This window comes from Enterococcus sp. 5B3_DIV0040 (assembly GCF_002140755.1).
GTDB lineage: Bacteria > Bacillota > Bacilli > Lactobacillales > Enterococcaceae > Enterococcus_D > Enterococcus_D casseliflavus.
The window spans coordinates 942,775-968,017 of the sequence record NZ_NGLC01000002.1 but is presented as its reverse complement, the minus strand read 5'-3'; the positions used below and the strand labels follow the sequence as shown (position 1 = coordinate 968,017).

The window sequence follows — 25,243 nt, the reverse complement described above, 5'->3', positions numbered from 1 at the left end:
CACGAAACATCCATTGTTAGAAAAGTTCGCTTTCGCTTTTTTGAACTTGCTGCGGGCTTTCTTTCAATCCGTAGCAAGACAAGCACCATTCTTTTCCTGGATCAAATGATGGCACTGCGACACGCGACAAATAAGAAAAGTGCTGACCTCCATGTACACATACAACCTTTTGCCTGTGCGCAGCAGATTTTCTATTACAGATTCAAATAAAAAAGCTTAACACCTCGTAGATGTTAAGCAGAATCAACTATCATTCTATGTTTGTTCAATACTCGGTGCCCGATTTTCATTTGATATTCTTCTCTAACTCCGAGTTAAAACGTCACAACCGCTTTGACCAATGGATCATCTTCTAACGTTTGGCGTTCTAGCGCCTCTTGCAGTTTTTCTAATGGGTATTCTTCCGTGATATATTTTGTGGGATCGATCATGCCACTAGCAATCAAGTCGATCGTTGCTTCAAACTCTTGGCGGGTGCATGAAACGCTGCCGATGAGCTTGATTTCCTGCAAGACCAACCGATTGAATGAAAAAGGAATTTCAGGAGCAACGGAATTTCCGATCGCCACGATCGTTGCACCAGGACGAGCAGCCTCAATGCACGTCGCTAAGGAACTGCTGGAACCGACCGCTTCAAAAATCAAATCGAACCCACCAGCAGACGCGTCTTTCAATACTTCCCCACGGTTTGGATCCTTGGCATCAAAGTAATCGTCAAAGATTCCCACTTCCTTGGCTTTCTCAATTTTTGTATCGTTGATTTTGGACATCGCCACATAAGAAGCCCCAGCTTTTTTTGCCAATTCGCCAATCAATTGCCCGATGATCCCACTCCCAGAAACCAAGACTTTGTCATTTAACTTGATGTTGGATTTGCGGACGGCATGATAGGCAACCATCAAAGGATCAATCAAGCTAGCCGCTGTATCTGAAACTGTATCTGGCAATTTATAAGCATTGGACGCTTTTCCGACAAACCGTTCGGCATAGGCGCCATTGCAGACAAAGCCGATATAATTGGTGCCATTTACTTCCCGACACAAATGCTCTTGCCCTTTTTGGCACATATCACATTTCCCGCAATAAAGATTGGCCCAAAAAGCAACACGATCGCCGATTTTAAAGGAACTATCGCCTGCATCCGTCACGACACCGCAAAACTCGTGACCCATGATAAAATCGGACTCCCCTGTTTTGCCCCAACCTTTCCCTGCTTGCCACATATGCACGTCACTGCCGCAGACGCCGCACGCTGAAACTTGGATCTCGATCAGTCCTTCTTCCACTTTCGGCACAGGGACTTGTTTGACCTCGATTGTTTCTGGTCCTTTTAATACAGCAGCTTTCCTGGTTTTTTCTGTCATTTCTGTTTCCTCCTCATTGCTTTTTCCTTTGCTTACTGTCATACTAACATTAAAGTTAACTTCAAAGTCAATGTTAAGGAGTGGAAAAAATGACCTATACAATATCCCAAGTTGCGAAAGCTTTAAATATCCCTACGTCAACCATCCGCTATTACGACAAAGAAGGCCTTTTGCCGACGTTGGCGCGCAAAGAATCTGGCTACCGTTTGTTTTCAGATACCGAAATTGAGATGCTGGAATTGATCGAATGTCTGAAGGAAACAGGCATGACCATTAAAGAGATCAAAGATTATGCACAATTGACACGCCTTGGTGATGACTCGCTGCAAGAACGCCATAAAATGTTTCTTGAACAAAAAAAAGCGCTGCAAGCGCAGATAGACGCTTTGCAGCAATCGATGGCGTTGATCGACCATAAGTGCTGGTATTATGAATCAGCGATCGCAGCCGGTACAGAACAAATCCATTTCCCAATCAAAATGTCATTGAGAAACAAAGAGAAGTTTCAAGCGCTCACCGCCCAAAGCGAAGATCGCTAACGTTATGTATCGTTCACAGGACTATCTGCCTGCTTCTAGTGACCCGAAGCAAACCTACTCTTGGTACTTTTCAAATACTTGCTTGTCTGCTAGTGAATAGACTTGTTCATACAAATAATCAAAGAGGGTATTCATGTTTTCTTTCGTATCGCTCACTTCATCAAGGATCTCTTTTGCCGTACGATGAGCGATATTCAAGCGCATTTCAGCGTTGTAGATCATCCGTTCTGCTTCAACCTGCGCTTCTTCAAGCGTTCGATCTGCTTTCTTTCTAGCAAATAGCAAAATATCCCGCATTTCCGCTTGAAACTGCTGATTTTCTTTTTGTAACTCTTGGTTTTCTTTTTGCAGCTCATTGACTGTTTTGCGAAGCGCAGCGGCTTCTTCTTCCTGAACGCCTCGAGCCTGCTCCTCCAGCTGTGCTTCTTTTTCAGCGAGTTGGTTCGCCAGATTTGTGATGACTTCTTCTTTTTGGAGCAGCAGCTGTTTTTGTTCTTGGGCTTTGCTTTCATACCATTGTTTTTCTCTCGCCCAATCCAAGCGTTCAAAAATCGCTTTTTCTTTCACTTGCTGGATATCCGATTGTGAGCGATGCAAGGCTTCTGCATGGAGCCGTTTTTCAAGTTCGGTGATTCTCGTACGTGCCAATGCTAACTCTTGATGGGTTTGTTCAAAGCACATATCTGCTGGTAGGTCAGGCGCCAGCTCCAACTGCTCCTTGTTGGCTTCTGCGCTAAACTCTTCAAAGGAACGTTTTTCTTGATAGCCGTGTAAGGGCGCATTGACGGTGTCATTGCGCTTTTTGGTGCTTTTACGCTTTTTCTTCCCTTTACTGCTTGTCGGATGTGGCATGCCCGTTTCTGACGACCAAGATTGCGCAGAGTGCTTAGGCGATCCTTTTGGCCCTGATCGTTCCTCTAGCCCTGCTTGTGCGGAGGGAGACGGTGCCAGCGCCTGCCCGCTTCGTTGCCCCTGCTTTTTGCCTTTTTGGGGTTTACTACTGGTATCCGTTAGCCCTTGATCGTTACTCGTAGCCTTCTTTTTTGAGGTATCGGCGATCGTTTCTTTCGCTGGTCCACTGACAACAGCTGCCTCAGCAGATCCGTTGTCTTTCTCATACGTTTCTTCAAATCCTTTTAATTCTTTCAATGATACTTGGTTCATTTCATCGAATAGCGTCTGAGCAGAAAACCACCCACGCCCCTTCTTCTTACTCATCCCATGAATCCCTCCCTTTCATCAATAACTCTTTTGATTGTTTCTTTCTAAGCGCCCGTGTCTGAAGCTTGAGCAAGCTCTTTTCGGTTGAGTACTTGCCACTGTCCCTGGGCATCGCGGACGATCGTTTGTTCAAATGACGTATCGGGCGCATCTGCTACTTGTAAAACGAAATGGCACCGTTGCACGCCTTGTGCCTGTGATAGATCATCGATGATTCGTTCCAAGTTGGCCTCCCAAGTGGAAAAATCGGCAACCGAGTGCAAATGACTGGCACTCGTTAAGGTGATTTCTTGCAGCGGTTGATCAATATGGATCAATACGACGGTCGGTCCTAAAAAGGGCGTCACTTGCGCCCCAAATTCTTCTTCTAGCTGAAAACGTGCTTCTCGATCATCCGCCATCAGCAGCGTCTGCCAAGCAAGGCTTTCAAAAGGGAGTCCCGCAGACGGGTACACCGATAACGATTGTTGCATCCCTTCCATCTGTTCTTTTTGTAAATGTAAGATTTCCTGTTTCAGCTGCTGGCTTTCCTTTTCAATCCTACGAACTTGCGTCTGTAAGGAAAAATGGGGAAAGGTAAAAAGCAGCAGACTTAAAAGAAACAGACCACTGACCATCAGCAACGCTAACGGATGTTCATTACGAATCTTATGCTTAAAAAAAGCCAGTTTTCTTTTTTCCAACTCCGTCATGTTTGTTTGCCGCTCAAGCCTTCGAACAAAGATTTCGAGGTATCCCCGTTGAGCAAGTACCCCGATCGCCACAAAACAAAGCAGCAGTATACTGCCATAAACCATCTTCACGGACATCCCCCTTTCCAGCTTTCGGTCTCTAAATAAGCCTCGATTTTCAATCCGACACGCTGACTGACCTCATTGAACTCTTAAAATAAATTCAAGACGACCCCACGAAGCGCCTCGCTCGTCACCATCCCAAATTCACGACTATCGATCGAGTGCATGATGGCATCCCCGACGACGAAATACTCACCTGGCTGCAAGATGCCCCCGATTGGCAGTTCCCTCGCCGTTTCTTGCGTCAGCGTAAAGGTATAGGAAAAATCATAATAGGAACCTGACGCACCCAATAGCAAGCGATTGCCACTGCGGGCATAAGAATCGCCAGGAACCCCGATCACTCGTTTTACGATCAGCCGCCCTTCATGCTCAAAAGCCACGAGGTCATAGCGATGGGGCAGCTGATTCTTTTGAATAACGACTAATTCGTTGTTTTGAATGATGGGGACCATCGACTCACCGCTGACCCGAGCAATCTTGTAGTTTGAAAAGAAAAAGAACAGCAGCAGTAGCAGACAACTTATTCCCAACACACGAAGTGTCCATTGCTTTTGGAATCGACCCATGATACCTGTTGCTCCTCTACCATAATTTTACGTCGTACGTAGCCTTTGACTGATTATACCGTTGACTCTACCGCTTTTAGCGAAGGGCAGATGTTGCTGGAAGCTCTTCACTAGGAATCGAGCCTTCACATGAACCAAGAAAATCGGCTAAAATTGCCTTGCCGAGGCGTTCGATGGAATTTGGCTCAATCGGTCGTTCCAACCGATAGATGGGCTGTTCCAATTCCAGCAAAAAGAGCGGTTGATCGGTGACCAACACCTGGCGGGCGGTGAAAATCGACAGCTCACTCGTAGCCTCGACGACGACATCCACTCCTTGTGCAACCAGCCAATCCCTCAGACGTTGCTTGATCCAGCCTTTGATTTTCTCATTTCCACTCAAATGATAGGTGATCATCAGCTGTTTGTTTTTTAACTGCTGCTTGTTTAAATACGTCTCCCCCAATGTCACCAAATAGTGAGAAGCAGCGCTAGAAAGTGCCGTAGACTTTCCAATACCAGACGCTGCTGGCTTTTGACGATCTCGCAGAAAAGAAGGTGGCACATGGAAGAGTCGATCCAATAACATGACTGCTAACGTCACTTGCACGAAGACGCGATCTTCTCTCAATGTCTCTGCTTGCTTAGGAAACGTCTCTCGCAAACTATCGATTGGATCAAAGGGCACCGTTTCTTCGACCCACGGATGTTTCAATAAAAACGAAAGTACCCCTTCATCTGCCATCATCAAAAACAATAGGACACACCGTTCTTGCTGCGACAAGGACCTGCAGACCTCCAAGCCTTCGATGACAAAGCCCGTTTTTTCAAGAAACAACCGACAAAAGTCAGCCATTTCCCAATTTTCCTCCAAGCGCCCACCTTGTTGCGCCCGCAAAAGAAAGACCTTCGTCCACTGCAGCGAAACCACTGGATCGATCGGCAAGGAGGGACGATACCGCAGTGTCAACGTCTCAGCCAGCTGCTCAAAGAGTTGGTGAGGCTGTTCCTCTTCCTCAAAATAAAAGGCTTTATAGAAATACCGTATATTTCCTTCTGCCCCTTCTAGGCACCACTGCTTTTTATTCAAAGTCAGCTCATAAGCAGCGAACAAGGTCTGAAGCTGGCGGCATTGTTTCAAAAAGGTTTGATTGCCTAATCCAGTGATGGCAGCCAGTTTTTCAGGTATCGCCGTTTCTTGCTGACACAAGAAATGCAGAAACAACAGATTTGGGTCATCCGCCAGCAATGCTCGCTTTTTTTCCTGATACTCCGCCAATTCTTGGATCACCAATTCATAGCCATTGCTGGCAGATGCGAGGATCGTCGAAGCCCCAAACCGTTGGCGTAGTTCCTCAATGTCTGAAATAATCGTCCGCCGTGAAGCGCCGCACGCTTGTGCCAGCTGTTGCCCACTTAAATGTCCGTAACATTCCAACTGCCGCAAAATCGTCAGTTGCCGTTTGCGCGTCATTGAAAATAAACTGTTCATCAATAAAGACGGCTTGTTTCTCATCGTTTCACCTCCCCACACATCCGAAAGAAGAGAAGCTGCAGGCAATTTCCAGCAGCTTCTGCTTGATTCTTATTAAAACCTCGTTTTTCTGCGCTCACATAATGGTATCAATGGTTTCCATCGAAACAACGCTTCCTCCCTTTTGCTTTCACTGCTCCTCTCACCAGTAAATCGATGGTCGCTAGCAGCAAAGCTCGGGTATTGCTGTCTGCCTGTCTGATTTTTCAAGAACAACTAAAAAAGCGTAACGGAACTGCAGCTGCCGCTTGCCTTTTTTCCATGAAGGAAACATCACCAGCTAAGCAAGACAAGGAAATACAAAACCTTTCTATCTTATGTGATCGCTCGTTTTTCTGTGTCTTTTCTTCTATTGCTCACTGTTTTCCTTAGCCTTTTTTTTCTTGTTAATGATTAAAACAACAACGATGATCAGCAACAAAACAAGTGCGGCGATTCCGCCTATCAGCCACCAATTTGTTTCTGGTTCCAATGTCACGTCTTCCTCATTCAAACGTCGAGCATCAGCAGCCGCAATCGTAAAGGGTTCTTCCTAATGCCATTCCTCCCCTTGTGAACGGGCCGTCATAGTCAGGACATAGTCTCCTGGACGGAAACGCTCGCCGTTTAGAGGGATTGGAAAATCCATATGGGAATTTGGTGCCATCTGCATGCTTGTGCGCTGCGTTTCATACAAGACGGTGTCGCTGCCGCTGGCACAAACCTCGGCATCAATTTCTATATGGTTGACGAAAGTCGGTGTGTAATTTTGAATCTTGGCACTGATCACGTTCCGATAATTGACTTGACTGGCAAAAACTTCCAGTAATTCAAGTCCCGGATCCGTTGACGAGCGGTTATTGCTTACGACGACTCCTAAAATAAAGGCAAACTCATTACGAATCCCGATTCCTTCTGTCTCCGCCTCCGCTGCCGCTGCATCGCGGACCTCTTCTACTCGGATCGATCCTGCCAGTACTCCTTCAAATTCTTCTTCAGGCATCGTCAGAGGAAGGGTAAGGATCTGTTCTTCTTGGGCTTCTAAGGTGATGACCCCGGGTGCTTCAATCAATTCGGCAATCGAGGCCGGCAATGTCGGATCAGGATATTCGGCATCACGACCGTATTCTACTACTCCGTTGACGTTGGTGAAGGCAGTATGAGCCGATACTTCGACGTCGATGGTTTCTTCCGATGTATTTTGGATGCGTAACTGCAATTCCTCTTGTTCCCCTGCGCCTAAATTCAGATCAAAATAGCCGCTGGCACCGCCTTCTATCTGGCTGTCAGGGAAAATCGGGGTGACAAAAAAATTCAACTCTGATTCTATGTCATCATTTGCTCGTACTGCTGTCGGCAAAGTAATCAATGAGCAAAGCACGATCATTGCAGTCAAAAGCCGCAGCCAGCGTTGGTTTGTTGGTTGTTCGATCACTGTTGGTTCTCCTTCCAAAAAAAGGCAGGAATAACGGTCTACTCCTGCCAGTTGTTTCACATTATTGTTGCGTTGCTTTAAAGATTAGTCTTCTTAGTCTGGTACTGTTTCGCCATTTCCATCCGTCGCACTTGTTAAATGCCAAGTTAGTGTTGCCGTATATTCAGCAGCTTGTGGTGTAGCCGTTCCCGGGATATGCAAGCGAATAGCTTGATTCAAAATTGGATTTGTTTCTGCCTCATAAGCAGCATTCAATTCCTCTTGATCCCCCCAGTAAATTGACGATACACCTTGCCCTTGCCCATCGGTAGCAGCCATCACTGTAACGTTGGTCGAGTTTGCAGGGACAATCAAACTCTCGTTTCCTAATTCGTCTGGTGTGGTAAATGCATTTGGAAGTAATTGCAGTAAATAAACCTTATCCTCATGGTCATCAGGCAGTGCCTTCAGCTCTTCCTCAGTGTAATCATTGTGAACAATGGTTGGATTAAGAAATTCTAAATAAGCACCTCTCAAATTACTCCCGCTTGATGTAGTAAACTCTGTTAAATCAAGATTCAGTTCCCACTGTGAATCAATCAACCCGCGAGTATCAACGATTTGTGCAAAGGATACATATGGTACTCTTACATCCTCGTCATTATCTCTTGTGATTTCCTCCTCATCATCACCGGTGACAAGCTTTTCATGTTCGGCGAATATTGGATAAAATTCATTAGCAGTTGAAATTCTTTGTATACCAAAATCAAATTTTTTCGGTACATGGGCAATCGTTAACGGTCCGGTTGGTGGATCTGGATCAACGATTGTTACTGGCGGATACGGTACAGGAGGAACGACCTCTACGCCCTCACCATCACCAGCTCGGAACTCAATATTGTTTTCTGTTTCCTGACTACGTCTTTCTCCACTCGGCTCTGGGTTCGGCGTTGGTTCCTCATCTGCTACTACTTGTACGCCACCTGCGAAGATCGTAGAGGTCAGTGCAGCGACTGTTGCTAAGCGAATCCATTTCATTTTTATTCCTTCTTTCTTTTAAATTAGTTTTTTTCATCGGCTTGCGCCGTTGGAACTGTTTCTCCTGATTGGGGGGTGGTGGTGCTCAATTGCCATGTCAATGTCGCCACATAGAGGGCTTCATCTTTGGCGGTGGCTCCCGGAATGAACAACTGGATCGCCTCATTGCGAACCACCGGCGCTTGGTCATGGAACTGTGCATTCAGCTCATCTTGATCGCCCCAAACAACGGATGAAGTGCCTGCCCCTTTGCCCGCATCGGCGGTCAGAACAGCTTGTGCCGCCCCATTGGCATCCAAACGTAAGCCCGCTTCATGGGCACTCGGTGCATTCTCTTGATTAAAACTGAGGTACTCGACTTCGCGTGAGGCAAAGATGATTTGCGCCCCTCGCAGTTCATTGTGCTGCGTCCCAGACTCAAACGCACTCAATGCCACCGTCAAACGCCAGCCAGCATTTGACCCACGGGTATCTTGTACTTGGGCGAAGGAAACATAGGGCACTTTGTTTTCTTCCCCTTGGGTATCGGCTAGTTGTTGTTTTTCTGCCACCATCGAATAGACGGCATCGCGGTTGGAGATTTCTTGGGTACCAAAATCCAAAGTCGGCGCATAAGCGATCGTCAATGGCCCTGTTTGTCCGTCTGGTCTGATCGGCGGGATCTCCACATCCGGTCCTTCTGGTCCTGGATCAGGTGGGATGACTTCCGTCGGGTCTCGGTCATTGGGCACAAAGCTGACTTGACCATCGGTTTCAGCGACTCTTACTTCAGCGGCGGTCCCTTGGAACCCGCCAATCAAAAGGGTTGCGGCAAGTATGGTACTCGTTGCAAATCGCAAAAATCTCATAAGATCATTCCCTTATTCTCTCTTGCTCAATTTTTCTGGTGTTCGTGAGGTTGCTTGTTCTTTTTGGTACCTGCGTGTCTTCTTCACTGTTGCATAGCCAGCGATCAATAGCAGCAAGGATCCGAGTGCCGTGGCACTGGAACTTTTTCGGGTATTCGTCTGGGGCAAACGTCCCCCATCGCCGCCAGGCTGTGACGGTCCGCTCGGTGGTGAAGGTTCTGGTTTGTCTGTTTCATAGACACCCGTGAACTGCACTGAGCCTTCTGTATCGACGGAACGCTGCTCTTGTGCCGAAACCAAAATCGTCGACGCACTGATCACTTGAAAAAAAGCAGCGAAGATCATCAGGTGGACCCAAACATTCCCCCTCGCTTTTTTCATTCTCCCTCCCCCTTTTTGACATCATCAAGCCTAAAAACCACCATTTTTTAGACACCCTCACTTAGACGGTAACCTTGAACAAAGTCGATTGGTCTTTGTTTCAGTTGGCTTTCAAAAACGCTGGTTTTTATCCTCGATATACTTCATTATAGCTATCTTTGTGATGCGGGAAAAATCAATAAATTCACTGGCTGATGAAATCGATGCCTGAATAAAAAAACAAACCCCCGTTTTAAACAAAACATGTATCTTGAGTTCTTGCTAAAACGAGAAATCCTTTGCATACCTAAAAACCCTTGCTATCAAAAGAAATTAAAACAAATCACTAAAAAGTATCTGCACTCATGTTTTTGCAATAACCGAAATAAAATAACAGTAAAAAAAGAGAGAGGAACATTCTTACTAATAAGGACGTTCCTCTCTTTCTAACGAACACCCCTATACTAAATTTTTGAGGTGTCATTTTTTTTGTGCCGCTTTCTTAGAGTTGCTAAACTGATTACAACGAGAACCATGCCTAGCAATGGCAACCTTCTGCTCGTTTCGCTATTTGTCTGGGGCAAACGAGCGGGTGGTTCCTTCTCGGGTGGTTCCTCAACGATTCGCTCCTCAATGATCGATTCTTCTACCTTCGGCTCGCCAATTTGACCCTGCACTTTCATTTGCCCTTCATTTTGCTGAACAGCCGTCGCTGCCAATGCAGGTGATGCAGTCAAAACAAAGAGTGAGCCGATGGTTAGTGCAGCTCTTAAGAATTTTGGCTTCATCTGTTTGTCCTCATAGATTTCTTAGCTAAATGGATTTCCATCACGATCTAATGGAACGAATTTTAAGTGCAGCTCGAATTCCGGGTACATATTATATTCTTTTTCAACCGGCGTGGCATTCCCTGTGAAAAAGAGAGTATTTACAGAATCTATATCCGTACGGTCCGTTAGTACGAATAATTCCTTCGGCGGGTCAAACTCCGAATCCGGAACGATTTTTCCATCGATAATCACGGGAAATAATTTATTGACCTCCAAATAATCAACTTCTTCCATATCTCTTGCCTCACTCACCCTAGTGACTAAGACTTGCACCGGTCGTCCGGAGTGGTTCACAAACTCGTGTTCAGGGGACATGATTTCTCGATGGTCAGACCATCGGGTCGTATAAAAGAGCGTTCTTGCTGGGAATGTTACATTGATCCATTGATTAATATCTGGTGGATTAGGCTGGGAAATATCTGTATTATCAAATTCACCGATAATTCCGTCCACTTGGAGTGAGCTTTCATTCCCTTGACCATCATTTCCATTAATATGCCTGTACTCATCTGCAAGAACTTGCCCGACACCGCCAAGCAATGCCATCGTCGTAAAACACGCAGCAGCGGCTTTTTTCATTTTTTTCATTTCCTTTTCCTCCTAAAATAATTTAATTGTTAACAAAAATTTTTACCTGTGCATGGGTAGTTCTTAGCCTTTCCAGGGTATCTGGATCAAAAATATGCACGTCTGCTCTGGTCAGGTATTCTCCCGCTTCTAAAGGAATCAGCAAACGAGCAGAGGTCACTTCTTGATTGGGTAAAATACCACCTGATTCATAGATTAGTTCCCCCGTCTCTTCTAAAAACAACTCCAACGCAATAGGGTACACATTTGTCCCGGGATTGATGATCTGAATACTGCCTTCGCTTTCTCCGTCTTCAAAATAGGCTTCTGGATTAAGGTTCAATGTAAAATAATCGGCATCTGCGATCTCCTGCGCCCGTTCTGCCAATTCACGATCGGTGGCGTCAATGATATCTGGCATCAAATCGCGACTGGCTAGCGGAGTAGGCGTACTTTGATTGTTTAAGTAATACCAAACACCCCCTAGACCCAACAACAATAAAAGCAATAACCATAACAACCACTTTTTCTTCTTTTGCTCTTTTTCTTCCATCCTTTTTCACCTCTATGTTCTCCTTGGGCAATCCTTAGCAATCGTGTTTCACCAAATGAAATCATTCCTGAATAGATCGCCTTTTCAACGCTTTCGTCCTTCATGCTTTCGTTATTTATTTTTTGTTGTCAACGATCGATTGTTTTTGTTCGCTAGTATCCTGTCCTATTTCTTCCTATTTATTAGCAGCTTCACTTACTTCTTTAAAATGATTGCTTTTTCCCAAACAAAAGTGTCGGTTTGTGAACCAGCCGAATCTTCCCTGAGAAGAGTTCCTTGGATCGATAAAATGACAACGGTCGATTCCATTTTTCCTTTCCTGTTTCCTTCTCGTCGAGTGAAGCGCAGCGAAGCAATTGCTTCCTCACCATACATCCTCTAGCAAACATGTGAAAATATGAGCGAAAAATAGCCTTTCGTTCAAGAAAAAAGAACTAGATTGCCTAATCCTTGCCTCTTTTTTCCCATCAAACCTAGGCAGAGCAAAGCAGCACTTTGATCGAATCAAGCGAATCCTTGTTGACGCTATCATTATAACGAGCTTTTTCTCAAAACTGAAATCAAGGATTTCACTGCCCAGTGAATTATGTGCATGAACTAGTTTTAAACGAAAAAATAACCAATGATTTAGCTGCTAAGACGGTTGATGTAGAGAGATTTTTCACAATCTCCCTCTTTCTCTCCCACATCTCTTTTTTCGCTCCGCTACGTGCTGAGAAGCTCGCCTGATGCGACAGAAACCTTAAGAATTTCTCAATTTCCTCTAAAAAACACTCCGCTGATGGTTTGAAAAAAGCCCCATTTGTTTGCACTAAAAAAGCAGCAAACGTCACTCCTTGATTTTCACCAAAAGGAGAAGCATTTGCTACCAATTCTCTTATGTTAAGTAGCCCCTACGAAAAGGATCGTCTGGGTCATTTCATTTATGTATGCTGTTTCTTACAAACAAGCTATTTCTTCCTATAAAAAAACGCTTCTTTGCAGATCCTTGTGCTTTACCTATTGATCATTCTCCTAAAGATTGCTTCTCTTTCCTTGTCCTGTAGCGCTGCACCCAAAAATACATAACCAGCAGAAAGAAATAACCCAGCAAAAGAATGATTTGTCCCAATTGAAACCAGCTGCGAAGGATCACAGATATGCTGGGAAAGAAATAATATATGCCATATTGTGTCACCGATATGCCTACCGATAAGCAGGCAAAAATGATAAAAAGTTTCATTCCATTGATGTCCTACCTTCATACGCTTTTTGTATTCTTTGTGACTTGCCTTACTATAACTTGTCTTACAAGGTACCTCGTTTCGCCGAAAAGGTCAACCAGCGTTCGTCATTGCCACGATCCTGACCCGTCAGTCTAACGTTTCTAAAAAAGCTCTTACTCAAGCAAGGAAGACCAACCAATTGCCTTCCCCACTGCGTTGTTTGAGTAGCCCTTTTGCTCTTGGTTATTCTCAAGGGTCCTTACCACCTGAAAATCGTCCGTTTCGCCCCACTACTACTCTTCATTTCTATCCCAAAAACGCTCTATCTATAAAACTTCCCCAATAGTCTATTGCTCGTCATCGTTTTCCATTTATCGCAAGCTTTTCTCCCAATTCTCAGACACAACTCGGCGCACCAAGAATGAATGTTCAGGACTCTGCTAAATGTTCGCTCAAATAAATCAAGCCCATTTTAGGTTTTTGCGTTAGCTTTGCCCCCGTGATTTCACGATAAAAATACTTATGGTCATTTTCAATCATTTCAATGACTTCTTCCTCACTCATCCCAAGGTCATCTAGCAATCCTTCTTTGCGATTGTTGCTGATTTCCATCAATATTTGCAATTGTGCATCAATCGCCAATAAGTTGCCCCATTGAACAAACAGGTTTTCTTCCTTGCTATGAAAAATCGTTAAAAACTCTTTTGCTAACCGGTGATAAAAGGCATTTAGTTTTGGAAAAAAGCGTAACACCCCTTGTTTTTCTAGCTCTGTTTGAAAATGCGCCAAATATTCTTCTGCTCCCGCTATCTTTTCTGCCAGCATATTAGCCTCCTCGTAATCTATCTGTACGATCGTTCCCAGTTTCCCTCTTCTAGTAACCGTAAATTTTCTTCAACCAATCTCTTTTCCTTCTATCTCATTCGTGGACAGCCTTCAACGACATTGCATTTCTAGGTATTGATGGCACATTCACGCATTTGCTAGTTCCATTTATTTTCCATCTTCTCTCTTTTGATCCAACCAACAATTCACAGGTTTCCTCTTGAGAAAAAACAAATACTCCTAAGCATCGGACTATGGTTTCACTATAGCGTCAAATCTCATTAAAAAAAAAATAGCAATTTTCACCTGTCGGTGAAAAAACCTACATTGTTCAAAATAGTTTCAAACGTTTACATCCATTAGAATAATAAAAACTTTTTATTTAGTCAAATAAATTAAAAATAAACATAAAAATTGAAGTATTTTAAGCAATTGTTTATAATATGATTAATTCTTTTTAAAATTCAACGGGGGCATCTATGAAAAATTTTCAGTTAAAATTTATCAAAAATCGTTCTTTAATTCGACGATTGCAATTATTAAATGAATTTGAGAAGAATCCGTCTTCAACATTGGGCGATTTATCAGAAGTAACAAAAAGCAGTACTCGCACGATCATTGCGGACATTGCTATGATTCGTGAACATTTCAATGATGCAATCGAAATCTACTCCTCGAAGTTTGGTTATTTATTTGAAGAACTGGATCCCGAGGCATATATCAAACAAAAACAAAATTTAGTCAAAGATGAACCTTTTTTTATGATTCTCGAAAGTATTTTTTTCGATGAATTACAATCGGTGCTGGATTGGAGCCTGACCCTTAATCTTTCTGAACAAGCATTGCTTGGCTACTTAAAAAAAATGAATGGCTTATTAAAGCCCTTCAACCTTCGCCTATCAACGAATCCTGTCACACTGGTGGGTTCCGAGATCGATATTCGCCGCTTTTTTTGTCTGTTTTATTATGAGTCCGATATCAATGTCAATACGATCTTCCCGTCATTGGATGTCCAAGATGCCGTGATTGAGATCACGAATCTTTTGCATTCAAAAAAACAGCCAGCTTCTACCTTTTCTTACTTTTCCTATATTCTCTACATTACGCTGGAACGCAGCAAGAAAGGGTTGCAGGTCGAACTTTCTCCTGAGATGAAGGAGATTTTTTATGCTTACGATTCATTGATTTCACCCGATACGTTGACGGAGATCCTTTATTCTTATTTTCATTATCGCCTACCTGAAGATGAAATCATTTATTTGCTTCTTTGCCTTATCTGTCGCCGAAAAATCAATCATCCTTCGATCGAAGAGTTTTGCCAAACCTACAATCGCTGGCCTGAGATCAAACAAGTGGCAAAAGATTTCTATGCCATCAATCGTGGCAATTCCTACGATGAACAAAAAGACTTGCACTGGTTAGAGTCGTTTTTTACGATCGTGAAAATACGCGACATGCTCTCTCCCATCATGAACGTCAATATTGACGATCTTACCCAATTCGTCAAAGACAAGTTTTCCTACGAATATAAGAGAAACTATGCATTTTTGGCAAAGCATAAGCTAGTCAAAAAGCTCTATTCGCCTTCCTATCTCGAAGACTTTTGTGCCAGTCTAACGATTCACATGGAAGCGATCAAAGAAGAAAATTGGGGGACACAACGGACGATCGCCGTAATTTTTGAAGGAAATGAATATGTCTGCGAATATGCCGAAAGTATCGTACGGAAATATCTAGGACGCTTCCACACGTTGTATTATCCTGATGCCAGCGAACTCTCCCCAGCCTATTTAAAGGAAAAGCAAATTGATCTGCTAGTAACCAACTATTCGGAATATACGATGGAATATTTGCTTGAAGTCGAGTGTATCCTGCTAAAATCTTTTCCAGATGCCACGGATTGGAATCGATTACTTAACCAAATCAATCCACGAATCTTGCGTCTAGTCGTTTTGAACAACGCGTAGGACATTTTCTCGGGCACTATTTTGCGGAATCGTTACAGCTGCAAATCGTTATTTTATAAGAGCATCTCCTACACAACGAGTGGTTGAAACTCTGATCGATCAAGCCGATCAGAGTGTTCATTTCTCGCTGAGGTAGATCAACCCATGGGGCGCTTTTTGGTTCGTACCGATCCCTGCCATTTGTCGGTAATAGACATTTTTGTCCTTTTTGATCATTTTGACGATCTCTTCTTCTGCCAATTCGATTTCTTTAAAAAAGTCCGAAAAAAAGCAAAATAAAAGAAATTCCTTGTAATTTTACACATCTTCTAAAAAAATTCATTTTTCTTTGGTATACTAAATATAGATCTGCGTATCATTAGATTTACGTTGCCCGTTAGTGAAGTTTCAGGCAACGTTTCTTTATGGGGGATAGATAAAAAATGGAAGAGAAAAAGATTTTTGAGAAGCGGTGGTTATTAGCTACCAGTGAACAACGAGAGAAATACCATGCCTTGATTGCCTCTTACCCTTCAATCGAATGGACATTTAAAGAAAAAAGCTACCTTTTATGGCTTTGTCAGTTAGATAGTGATACGTTCAAAACCTTTGAAGCGATTTTTGATAAACTAGTAAATGCCAACTAATTATTTGAGCATAGGCTGTTCTTTCACCAAAACAACCCAATCTTTTGGTATTCAGGAACAGTGGGCATATTTTCAGATAACTCCCTTTTTTATTAGACAAACGAATAAAAGCCGCACCCGTCGATCGTAACGGTTGCGGCTTTTCTCTTTGATCTATCCACCTATGTCCTCGTCATGCTGTTTTGCAACACGTGTATCACGTTGTGGGAACGCTTAACGCTTGCCCTAACTGAGGATCGATTTTTTCAATCACTCGTAGCCAATCTTGATGATCGGGAATTGCTTTAAGTAAAAGAGAGTCAGTCGATAAGATGAACTCTGATAAATATTCACTATAATTCGTGACCACAAGATCAATGGCGTTTTCCTTCAAATAATCGCTCGTCAATTCATTGATTTTTGGAAAAAATACCCGATGATCATTGCCGACATAACGCAAGAAGCGCGCACGAATCGTGTGACAGGCATAGAGATCGCCTTCTATTATCAACGCGATCCGTTTGACTTTTTGAGCATAAAGCTCCCTGATTGCTTCACTGTAAAGGGTCAGTGCCGCACAAATATCTGACAGATACTCCTGTTTGATCCCTAGAATCGCTTGGTGCTGCTTCATAAATGCCAGATTTTTTTGATAAGCAGCAGAACCATGCTTTTGCGCTTCATTTTTTACTTCTGTTAGCAAGTGATTTAAAACGGGCGCCAGCTGCTCATTGATTTTCTTTGACAGAAAAAAGGCGTGGATCATCGTCTGGACTTGTTGAGGCTCTTGAAAGGAAATGCCCCATTCTTGCACGAAGCGCTGACTCAGTTCTTCGAGTTCAGGATACAGCCCAAACGCTGCAACGAATTGCTGCTCTTTTTCAGGCTCGGTCAAAGTTCGTTTCATCACGGTCACTAAATAAAGCCACATCATTTCTTGTTGCGGTAGTCTTACTCGGTATAGCGCTTCGATTTTAGGTGCTAAATTCTTCATTATCGCAAACGCCTCATGCGTTTCGACGATTGCTGCCAACGATCGAGGAATCTGAACGGTCTTTCCCAGTTGATAGCGCTTGATCGCAATATACAAACTATAATAAAAATCACTCGGAGAAACGCCTGTATTCACCAGCGCTGTGGGAATTTTTGAGAAGGCATCACTGACTAACGCAATCAGTTCTTTGGGGGGCAAGAGCGTATGCGGCGTGACATCTGATTCGTAATAAAAATCTTTAAAAAACTTGCGAATATTGGCTTCTGATCCACTCAAATTGACCGGTTGCAAGATCCACTCCAAATGATACTTTCGTAACGTCGCAGAAGCGGTATTCAAATAGCGACGCATCGTACTTTCTGATACATACAAGCGCTGCGCCCACTCTTCAACCGAACAGAATTCCCCGTGGAAAATGGCTTCCACGATTTGATACATGCCTTCTTCTGCAACAAGCTCCTTTTTTTGAGACAAGTATCTTTTCGGATCAGTTTCCCTAAAATGATAGCCATTGGCTTCAAGAGTAAATTCCGCTGCCTCCTGCAGATAGGTTTTCAATTCCTTGATGTCAGAGCTGATCGTCCTTTGGGTCACATCAAGCTTGTTGGCTAAACTTGCGATGGAACAAGTCCGTTCTCGCTCAAAGGTATTTAACATTTGAAGCCATCGAACGGTCGTTTTGTTTAGCATAAAATTTAACTGCAATTCTCTCATTTTGCCCTCCGTGTTTCTCCTTCACCGATTGGTTTCTTTTCTATAGTACAATATTTGCGTCTATAAAAAAACCTTCCTATTTCCCAAATTTACTTAAGTTGGTGTTAGAATATGTACTTAAGTGAACAAACAAGGTATTCTCTATGTAGACTCTTTTGTGCAACTGGAGGAATTTGTATGACAAATATGGTTTATGGATACGCCCGTGTATCCACAAGACAACAGGATCTCTCTCGTCAATTGGATTTACTTGACCGGTATGAATGCAACAAAATTTATACTGAAAAGATCAGTGGTGTACGCGCAAATCGTCCTGAATTAAATAAACTAAAAAAACGAGTGAAAGAAAACGATAAAATCATTATTGAAAGTTTCTCGCGGCTAGGAAGAAGTACCAAAGACCTGATTGATCTCGTCTACTTTTTCGAAAAGAAAGGTGTAAAAGTCATCAGTATCAAAGAAAATTTTGATACACAAACCCCTCAAGGAAAATTAATGATGACTGTTTTCCAAGCCTTCAGCCAATTCGAACGAGACATCATCGTTGAACGGACCAAAGAAGGCTTAGAATCCGCACGTGCTAGAGGAAATATTGGCGGTCGTCCACGAATCGATCCCGCACTGATCCAACACGCATTGAACCTTTATCAAAAGGAAGGAAAAGCCGTTGTGGATATCTGTGCCCAAACAGGCTTAAAGCGCTCGACTTTTTATCGCTATCTTAGTCTGGAGAAGGATGAGGTCATTTCATAAATACACGTGCTGGCTGAACTTAGTACTTTCGGCTGCTCACTATATAAAAAACAGGACGAACATTGCTGATGTTTGTGATTGCTTAAAGATCGATATTTGTTCTCTTAAAGCAATTCATCCAGCTTGTTCGTCCTGTATGTTTTATTCTGCTAGCTTTTCTGCTGATCCTATTGTTGTTTTCTCCATGATTTCTTACGGTACAAGAGCACTAGTACGCCGATTAAGAATAAGATACCTGTCACACTTAGCATGACACTGCTTGTTTCTCCTGTGTCCATGCTTCCTGTTGAATCTGTCAGCAAGGGAACCGATGAGTCTATTGATGGTGTTTGCTGCTCTGTTTGTTGTGTTTCTGTTGCCTGAGCGATCGGCCATGTGCTTGGAAAGGTTGTCCCTAAAATCAGCATCCCTACTAAAGCGCTCTTACTTATAACTACGTGTTTTTTCATTTTCATTTTTTCTCCTTTTTCTTTTCCCCAACGTTATTCACACTTATCTTTGGACCAATCTATCCAAGCGTTTTAGGTCTGCAACTGGCAAGGTTGTTTTTTCTAAAAAAGCTGTTTTCAATGACTGCTTCACACTCGATGAAACATGCGGCGCACCATTAACATGAAATCCGCCAATTTTCAAGGGATAAGACTTCTTGATTGGCGCAGAGTATTATATAATTTACTTAAAACGAGCGTAATTTCAATGGATAGGTGGTGACTTCAATGTTAGAAAATTTATCTATCAACTTGCATCGGGACAAAGCATTTTCTCGACAAGTAAAAATCTTGCAAGTGCTAAATGCTGCACCGACAGGGTATCATCCACAAGAATTAGCGACATTACTAGGGCTATCTTTGCCTACAGTTACTAAAGAGCTGAGTATTTTAAGTGACAGTTTGCCAAAAGACCTGGTCAAGATCACACTCTCAGAAACGAACATCGTCTCGATCGCTTATGCGCCGAACGCTTCCATCAATTCTGCCATTCAATACCTGGGGATGGAGACGCTGGAGTTTAAAATCATGACGAGTATTATCGATAATAAAAAATACTCTATTCACCGAGCAACGATTGAATTCGGTTATTCTCGCAGTCATCTTTTACGGACGATCAGCTACATGAACAAGTCGTTGCAAACCTATTCTGTAACTATTGCCACGAATCATCTTGACTTTATTGGTACCGAAGCGGACATCCGATTTTGTCTGTTCGTCTTTTTTTCTGCTTATGGCGATAGCACGATTTTAGATAAGGATAGTCCAGCGGATGCCCGCCTGCTGGTCCAAAAAGCCAAGGAAGCCAACACGAAAGATTTGCATTACAGCCATTACCGACTTGCTCTGTGGCTAAGTATCGCCAAGCGTAGGTGGCGCTATTCTTACTTTTTGACCTTGCCGCCGTCTTTAGAACGCAATCTATTGGAGAAAGAACGCTTCGCTATTTTCTCAGAAATATTAAACGAACATTACTTGAAAAAATACCGAATCATCCACTTGCCGCAACAAGAGCTGCTTTGGATCTTTGTCAATGCGCTCCACTGTCTTTCCTATAGTACGATGGACATCAACGGAGAAAGCGATGCGGATTACATTTTTCACCATACAGAAAGACCAGAAATTATTGCAGAAGCGGCTGCCTTTTTAGAGAAATCCGGCGTCGCTATTCCACCTGCAGCCGCCCACAAGATCATCGCTTATCTCGTAAATCTTCGCCTGCTGACGATGATTTCTGCCAATTATGAGTTTGCTGATCCGCAGATCAAAGCCTTTGTTGAAACGACATTCAAGACGGATTACCTTGCTTGGAATGAGTGGTTGAAACCTTTCAACGATCAAAGCCGCTTCTTTTCCTTTACTCACTTGGAACATATCGCAGTCACATTGACTTTGTTAAGCGAGTTAGCGCCTAATCCCCAGCTGAAAAAACACCTCAAAGTAGCCTTTGCTTTTCAAGGCGGTGCTGGTCTAGATGCTTTCTTAGCCGCATCAACGGAATTATTTAAAAACGACCATACAGAAATCAGTTACTTTTTTGAAGTGGCTCCTGATGAACAAGAATTGATCCATCGGGAAATAGATTTGATCGTCAGCAATTTTGACTTGCATCTGAAAAGCAACACCAAATTTCAGCAACTACGCATTTCAAATGTCCCCACCCTTTCGGACTGGACGATCATCCACAAAACGATTGAACAGCTGATTCAGCCAAGAATCACACCGATTCGTTGACCTAAGGAAACTGACGGCCTTCTTGAAGGAAGCGCCGCCAGTTTTTCATTGCGCGGTTTGCTATTTTGACCCTTTCCTAAGTATCCATTTTTCTTTTCTCTTAGCGTGTCTATTTTTTTCACATCAGAAAAAAATCAGACCTTTTTTGCAAGATTCCTCTCCTAATAAACGCTTTTCCATTCAAGCGCAGCGGAGAAAGCCCCTGTCTTGTTTTTATGTGCTGTTCGTAATCCCTGAAAAGTTGGCCTGCTTCGTGGATTTTTTAATAAATGAAATTTTAGCGGATATCCTTAGCCACAAATGTGAAATTCGTTATTTTAAAAGCAAAGAAACATACGGTCATAACAGACTGCATGTTTTAAATAACTTTTGTATCTAATTTTTTTATTTACTAGAAAAAAAAGAAATTTTCTCCCCGCTCCTTTTTTGTATAATAGGTAAAAAGAGAGGGGAACAAACGTGGATTTTATCAAGGAGCTGCAATCCTTCAAAACAATCGTCGAGGAAGGTACGTTTACTAGAGCTGCCGCCAAACTAAACTATGCCCAGTCGACCGTTACGAACCATATCAAAAAGTTAGAAGATGAATTAGAAGTAGCGTTATTTTTGGAAGGAAAAAGCAATGTATTGACCTTGGAAGGCGAATTGTTGAAACAGGAAGTACCCGAACTGATTGCTCACTGGGAGCGGGTCAAAGAACAGTTGATCAATGCTTCCCATACGGTCGAGTATTCGTTGCGGATGGGCATCCTTCAACCGTATGACATTTTGGTTTTGCCTGCACTGCTTCACGATTTTTCGCAGCACTATCCAAAAATAAACTTCGAGATCATCGTGGGCTCAACACTGGAATTAGCCAATGCACTAAATGAAAACCGAATTGATTTCGCCTTATGCTCACTTCCTCACGAGAAACATTTTGCCTACGAGGAATTGTTTCAAGAAGAGCTTTGCTGCATTACCTCAATCTCAAACCCATTAATCATCAATAAGCTAGCCGACCTTGAAGGGAGCCATCTCTATCGTTCCAAGTCTGATTGTCCAGCTCGCACAAAAATTGAAAGCTATCTTGACAATCAGGTTCCTTCGATCCATTGGGAGTCTGTCAGCAATATCAGTACGATTCCTTACTTGATCGAACGAACTGGATACTGCAGTCTGATCCCTCGTTCCATCATTGAGCAAACTCATGCTCGAGTAAAAATCGTCTCGCTTCCTTTGCCTCATCCCCACATGTCGATCGGCTTATTGTCAAAACATCCACTGATGCTTTCTCCCAGCATCACAAAAAATTTTGTCGTCGAGCTAAAAATGCGTTTACTATCTTTGTTATAAAACGGTTTTAATCCGCATTGATTTTTATGCAATGATGCTTTTTCCAGAAAAATAATGTCAGTCATTTTGTAAACTTCGTCACAGCGGGAAACAAAAGAGCTGCACCAAGTCTTTACGTATTAAAGACTTGGTGCAGCAGGGTTTTTGAATTCGCTTACGGTTATAAAGTTATGAGATGGTATCTTTTCTCTCGATTCGATTTTTTGTTATCATTTTACTTTTTTTATGCAACCTGATACGATTATTCATGTAAACCGAAGAAAAATCAGAAAAGATGTCGTTATTCTTAACATTTCCGATTTTTTCTCCGATTGTAAAAAATAGAAACGTTTTTTCATCATTTACAAAGTATACTCAATTTTGAAGCGACGAGTTCTCAAGAAACTGAGGCTTGTACCCCGCAGGGCAAAGTCTTTGGGTAGTTATTGCTCAAGGAAGCTGTTTTTGCAATTGTCAGAAAAAATAGACGATGAGAAAAGGAGGAAAAACCATGTTTATCATTGAAGCGATCTTCAGCTTTTTAAGAGACGCATTAGGTGTGATCCTAGCTATTCTCTTAGGGACGCTTTGCTTGTCGATGGTAGTCAATTTGATCGTTATCGTTGTAAAAAACACCTATTCAAAATTTAAAAAGAATTATTAACGAATCGCTATCTTCTAATAGATAGCTTTTTTAGATAGTTTTTTCAATGGTTTTTTCAACCTCTCAGGTCTCTTTTTTGCCTTTGTAGTATCTTTTTTCAAACTCAATCCAAGATTTGCTGAATTCATGGTTAGAAAAGGCACTTTTTAAACCTGAACGCTGCTTAAAGCGAAAGACCTCTTCGCGGTCCATCCCCAATTCCTTGGCAATTCGTTCATCCGACCACTCGTTAGCCACCAACTGCTGCACGATGTTTCCCATCTTCTCGATGCCATGGGTACCACGTGCTCGATTGTGGCGAATCGTTGAAGCGATGCGATTCTCAAAAGGCTTATCGATCACCGTGACCGGAACACTTGGCAATTCCAAGCGGTCTTTTGCTACGATGTACCGATGAAACCCATCGATCAAAATATACTTGTCTTGCTCCTTATCGTGGTAACAAACCAATGGCTGCGTAAAGCCATCTTCTCGAATCGACAGTTCCAGTAAATCCATTTCTGGAGCAGCCACGGTGTTGGGATTATACGTATTCGCGTGAATCTTGCTGACTGGGATCAGCTTCGCCGCTAACACTGGAAAATCGATATCGCTCATGAGGGACTACACTCCTTTTTAGAAATGAATAATTTTTTGTTTGGCGATAGACCGCAAACCCTTTTGATTCCAAAAGGGCAATTTCACTAGGCTGGTTACTAGAAGCGAGAATCTCTGCTTCTGGGTAGTTGCGGCTGATATCCACCAACATTTTCCGTAAAAGAAACTTTTTAAATTGAGCGGCTGGATTTTTTTCATAAAATTCCCCTAGCTCCACTTTGTTGGCGCCTTTTTCATAATAAGAAAAAGCAGTCACCCGTTTTTCGTCATCAAGAATCACGTACCAGTAGCAGTTCTCATCATTGACTAAGTACGGAAATTGCTGCTGATACACCCGTTCTGCAAAAAAAGCCCCCATCAATTGATAGAATTGGCTTTTCTTATACGGTGGAAAAAATAAAACCAATCGTTCGTTCACAAAACCCTTCCTCTCTAAGGACGCACTCGTCCATCGTTAGGTGATTTTTTTCGTTAAATACTCGTATTTGGCATTCAATTTTTTTAACTGATACTTGGGTAAATGCTCGATCCCCAAAGCCGCCCCAAAATCGACCGCCAACTCATACAATTCAGACTCATCTTTTTTCGTCAAACTATATTGTCGCGTACTCAAAGAAAAATCATTTTTTTCTAACGCACGAGCGATCCCTTTCCAGTCATGCCAGAGTACTTCGTTTTTCAGCCAGTCCTTACGTTTGGTCACATCGGGTATATCTTCCACTTCGATCCCGTGCTTTTCTCGATAATGATCAATCAAAATCGTGATTTTGCGGTAATAATGATCCTGTAATTTCTTTGAATAAAGTCCAATTGATTCCAGTAAAAAGACCGCATACTCTTGCCAAGTCATATGACTGGGCTTTCTCGTATTGTAATGCGCCAATAATCCCGTCTGGGCATACAAGCGACCAAAATTGGCTCCTGACACACGATTTACGACGCGTTCCCACGTTTCCGGTTCCACCAAAGCATATTGGTACAAGCCTTTTCGTTGCTGCATACCGTAAGGCTGACAGATCCGCATTTGATGGATCGGAACGCCATGATCATATAATTTTTCATAAAAGCCATTGATCGGCCAGTCAAAATGGGCATAGGCTCCCCACACATCTTCGGTCTTCCAATCATAGATGGGGTAAAAATTAACGACCATTGAATCTGCTACTTGCCGTTTGATCCAGCATTGCTTCCGAAAGTTATACTTTGGCGATGTGATCGATCGATACCGATACAGACTTTCCTGGGTTCGTATCCCCACACCACAAGCAACCGGCTCAAACTGATGATAGCTTGCGTACCAATGAGCAAAGTTTCGTAAGAACTTATCAGGGTTCATATTTGCACTCTGATAGATTTCCATCAATGATTCATCTAAATCAGCAAGTGAAATCGCATCTTTTGGCATCGGCTGCACCCACTTCTCATGTTCTTGTTCATCCCACATCAGCCATTGTGGCTGAAAGACGCTGGTATTGTTGTCCTCGTAAAAGGGCAAACAGAAGTGGAAGGTCTGATTGATACTTGGTAACGCTTTGATTTTTTCCATGAACGTTCTCGTAGCATCATAATTTGCCTCGATATCTAAAATCAGCAGATCAAAAGTTTTCTTTTTTTGTCGGGCGACTTGGTCAGCCAACTGAATCATGGCACCGCTATCTTTTCCACCACTGAAAGAGAAATAAACATGGGGAAAGGTATCAAAAATATATTCCAGGCGCGTCATCGCCGCTTCCAGCACATTATCCTTACAATATTTCTTCATAAAAGCTCATGTCCTCATTTTATTTGTCCTTT

The 25,243-nt window shown here is 42.8% G+C and carries 26 protein-coding genes and 1 pseudogene; 7 read left to right on the top strand and 20 right to left on the bottom strand.

Going from position 1 to position 25,243, the window contains the following annotated elements:
- Window positions 1–314: 314 nt before the first annotated feature.
- Complete coding sequence (locus A5883_RS17030) at window positions 315–1,364, bottom strand: zinc-dependent alcohol dehydrogenase (RefSeq protein ID WP_254907893.1); 1,050 nt, start codon at window positions 1,362–1,364, stop codon at window positions 315–317.
- Window positions 1,365–1,453: 89 nt separating this feature from the next.
- Between A5883_RS17030 and A5883_RS17025 the strand changes: the two genes are divergently transcribed.
- Window positions 1,454–1,903: a MerR family transcriptional regulator gene (locus tag A5883_RS17025; protein WP_015509014.1), complete on the top strand. Its 450-nt coding sequence runs from the start codon at window positions 1,454–1,456 to the stop codon at window positions 1,901–1,903.
- Between the two features lie 54 nt (window positions 1,904–1,957).
- Here A5883_RS17025 and A5883_RS17020 read toward each other — a convergent pair whose 3' ends face one another.
- From A5883_RS17020 to A5883_RS16950, 13 genes and pseudogenes are all read right to left on the bottom strand, one after another.
- Window positions 1,958–3,121, bottom strand: a complete 1,164-nt coding sequence (locus tag A5883_RS17020) for a hypothetical protein (RefSeq protein WP_086339131.1) — start codon at window positions 3,119–3,121, stop codon at window positions 1,958–1,960.
- A 47-nt stretch (window positions 3,122–3,168) separates the two neighbouring features.
- On the bottom strand, window positions 3,169–3,933 hold the full coding sequence (locus A5883_RS17015; protein WP_086339130.1) for a hypothetical protein: 765 nt from the start codon (window positions 3,931–3,933) through the stop codon (window positions 3,169–3,171).
- 74 nt (window positions 3,934–4,007) lie between these two features.
- Window positions 4,008–4,487 carry a signal peptidase I gene (gene lepB / locus A5883_RS17010; protein WP_086339129.1) on the bottom strand — a complete coding sequence of 160 codons (480 nt, stop codon included), beginning with the start codon at window positions 4,485–4,487 and terminating at the stop codon, window positions 4,008–4,010.
- A gap of 76 nt (window positions 4,488–4,563) precedes the next feature.
- Complete coding sequence (locus A5883_RS17005; RefSeq protein WP_086339128.1) at window positions 4,564–5,982, bottom strand: helix-turn-helix domain-containing protein; 1,419 nt, start codon at window positions 5,980–5,982, stop codon at window positions 4,564–4,566.
- 367 nt (window positions 5,983–6,349) lie between these two features.
- Window positions 6,350–7,414 (bottom strand): annotated as a pseudogene (locus A5883_RS16995) (DUF916 and DUF3324 domain-containing protein).
- A gap of 93 nt (window positions 7,415–7,507) precedes the next feature.
- Window positions 7,508–8,431: a WxL domain-containing protein gene (locus tag A5883_RS16990; RefSeq protein WP_086339127.1), complete on the bottom strand. Its 924-nt coding sequence runs from the start codon at window positions 8,429–8,431 to the stop codon at window positions 7,508–7,510.
- 23 nt (window positions 8,432–8,454) lie between these two features.
- Window positions 8,455–9,279 carry a WxL domain-containing protein gene (locus A5883_RS16985; protein ID WP_086339126.1) on the bottom strand — a complete coding sequence of 275 codons (825 nt, stop codon included), beginning with the start codon at window positions 9,277–9,279 and terminating at the stop codon, window positions 8,455–8,457.
- Between the two features lie 12 nt (window positions 9,280–9,291).
- Window positions 9,292–9,660, bottom strand: a complete 369-nt coding sequence (locus A5883_RS16980) for an LPXTG cell wall anchor domain-containing protein (protein WP_086339125.1) — start codon at window positions 9,658–9,660, stop codon at window positions 9,292–9,294.
- Window positions 9,661–10,103: 443 nt separating this feature from the next.
- Window positions 10,104–10,427 (bottom strand): LPXTG cell wall anchor domain-containing protein, encoded by a 324-nt coding sequence (locus A5883_RS16975; protein ID WP_086339124.1) that lies wholly within the window; start codon window positions 10,425–10,427, stop codon window positions 10,104–10,106.
- A 21-nt stretch (window positions 10,428–10,448) separates the two neighbouring features.
- Window positions 10,449–11,057: a hypothetical protein gene (locus A5883_RS16970; protein WP_086339123.1), complete on the bottom strand. Its 609-nt coding sequence runs from the start codon at window positions 11,055–11,057 to the stop codon at window positions 10,449–10,451.
- Window positions 11,058–11,079: 22 nt separating this feature from the next.
- Window positions 11,080–11,589 (bottom strand): hypothetical protein, encoded by a 510-nt coding sequence (locus A5883_RS16965; protein WP_086339122.1) that lies wholly within the window; start codon window positions 11,587–11,589, stop codon window positions 11,080–11,082.
- Between the two features lie 584 nt (window positions 11,590–12,173).
- Complete coding sequence (locus A5883_RS16960; RefSeq protein WP_086339121.1) at window positions 12,174–12,461, bottom strand: hypothetical protein; 288 nt, start codon at window positions 12,459–12,461, stop codon at window positions 12,174–12,176.
- 762 nt (window positions 12,462–13,223) lie between these two features.
- The gene (locus A5883_RS16950) at window positions 13,224–13,619 is read right to left on the bottom strand and encodes a DUF7006 family protein (protein WP_005227597.1); all 396 of its coding nucleotides are present in this window, start codon (window positions 13,617–13,619) and stop codon (window positions 13,224–13,226) included.
- A 479-nt stretch (window positions 13,620–14,098) separates the two neighbouring features.
- Between A5883_RS16950 and A5883_RS16945 the strand changes: the two genes are divergently transcribed.
- Window positions 14,099–15,586 carry a helix-turn-helix domain-containing protein gene (locus A5883_RS16945; RefSeq protein WP_086339119.1) on the top strand — a complete coding sequence of 496 codons (1,488 nt, stop codon included), beginning with the start codon at window positions 14,099–14,101 and terminating at the stop codon, window positions 15,584–15,586.
- A gap of 117 nt (window positions 15,587–15,703) precedes the next feature.
- On the opposite strand, the gene A5883_RS19585 is transcribed toward A5883_RS16945, so the two are convergent.
- On the bottom strand, window positions 15,704–15,826 hold the full coding sequence (locus A5883_RS19585) for a DUF7006 family protein (protein WP_254907890.1): 123 nt from the start codon (window positions 15,824–15,826) through the stop codon (window positions 15,704–15,706).
- Between the two features lie 182 nt (window positions 15,827–16,008).
- Here A5883_RS19585 and A5883_RS16940 point away from each other — a divergent pair, with 182 nt between their 5' ends.
- Window positions 16,009–16,212, top strand: coding sequence for a hypothetical protein (locus A5883_RS16940; protein ID WP_005232004.1), 204 nt, complete (start codon window positions 16,009–16,011; stop codon window positions 16,210–16,212).
- A 196-nt stretch (window positions 16,213–16,408) separates the two neighbouring features.
- Here the strand turns inward: A5883_RS16940 and A5883_RS16935 are convergent, their stop codons facing one another.
- The gene (locus tag A5883_RS16935; RefSeq protein ID WP_034868770.1) at window positions 16,409–17,899 is read right to left on the bottom strand and encodes a helix-turn-helix domain-containing protein; all 1,491 of its coding nucleotides are present in this window, start codon (window positions 17,897–17,899) and stop codon (window positions 16,409–16,411) included.
- A gap of 177 nt (window positions 17,900–18,076) precedes the next feature.
- Here A5883_RS16935 and A5883_RS16930 point away from each other — a divergent pair, with 177 nt between their 5' ends.
- Window positions 18,077–18,652, top strand: a complete 576-nt coding sequence (locus A5883_RS16930) for a recombinase family protein (RefSeq protein ID WP_086339118.1) — start codon at window positions 18,077–18,079, stop codon at window positions 18,650–18,652.
- Window positions 18,653–18,819: 167 nt separating this feature from the next.
- Here the strand turns inward: A5883_RS16930 and A5883_RS16925 are convergent, their stop codons facing one another.
- Window positions 18,820–19,101 carry an LPXTG cell wall anchor domain-containing protein gene (locus A5883_RS16925; RefSeq protein ID WP_254907889.1) on the bottom strand — a complete coding sequence of 94 codons (282 nt, stop codon included), beginning with the start codon at window positions 19,099–19,101 and terminating at the stop codon, window positions 18,820–18,822.
- Window positions 19,102–19,368: 267 nt separating this feature from the next.
- Here A5883_RS16925 and A5883_RS16920 point away from each other — a divergent pair, with 267 nt between their 5' ends.
- The 3 genes from A5883_RS16920 (at window position 19,369) to A5883_RS19290 (ending at window position 22,852) form a co-directional block, all read left to right on the top strand.
- Window positions 19,369–20,874: a helix-turn-helix domain-containing protein gene (locus A5883_RS16920; RefSeq protein ID WP_016609732.1), complete on the top strand. Its 1,506-nt coding sequence runs from the start codon at window positions 19,369–19,371 to the stop codon at window positions 20,872–20,874.
- A 459-nt stretch (window positions 20,875–21,333) separates the two neighbouring features.
- Window positions 21,334–22,209, top strand: coding sequence for a LysR family transcriptional regulator (locus tag A5883_RS16915; RefSeq protein ID WP_016609730.1), 876 nt, complete (start codon window positions 21,334–21,336; stop codon window positions 22,207–22,209).
- 490 nt (window positions 22,210–22,699) lie between these two features.
- Complete coding sequence (locus tag A5883_RS19290; protein WP_010748814.1) at window positions 22,700–22,852, top strand: hypothetical protein; 153 nt, start codon at window positions 22,700–22,702, stop codon at window positions 22,850–22,852.
- A gap of 63 nt (window positions 22,853–22,915) precedes the next feature.
- Here A5883_RS19290 and A5883_RS16910 read toward each other — a convergent pair whose 3' ends face one another.
- From A5883_RS16910 to A5883_RS16900, 3 genes are read right to left on the bottom strand one after another with little or no spacing between them, the layout of a single operon-like run.
- Window positions 22,916–23,449, bottom strand: a complete 534-nt coding sequence (locus A5883_RS16910) for an IbrB-like domain-containing protein (protein ID WP_005227576.1) — start codon at window positions 23,447–23,449, stop codon at window positions 22,916–22,918.
- Complete coding sequence (locus A5883_RS16905) at window positions 23,376–23,867, bottom strand: hypothetical protein (protein ID WP_074934567.1); 492 nt, start codon at window positions 23,865–23,867, stop codon at window positions 23,376–23,378. The genes A5883_RS16910 and A5883_RS16905 overlap by 74 nt, the downstream gene beginning before the upstream one ends.
- A gap of 36 nt (window positions 23,868–23,903) precedes the next feature.
- On the bottom strand, window positions 23,904–25,211 hold the full coding sequence (locus tag A5883_RS16900) for a DUF3440 domain-containing protein (RefSeq protein WP_086339116.1): 1,308 nt from the start codon (window positions 25,209–25,211) through the stop codon (window positions 23,904–23,906).
- Between the last annotated feature and the right edge of the window lie 32 nt (window positions 25,212–25,243).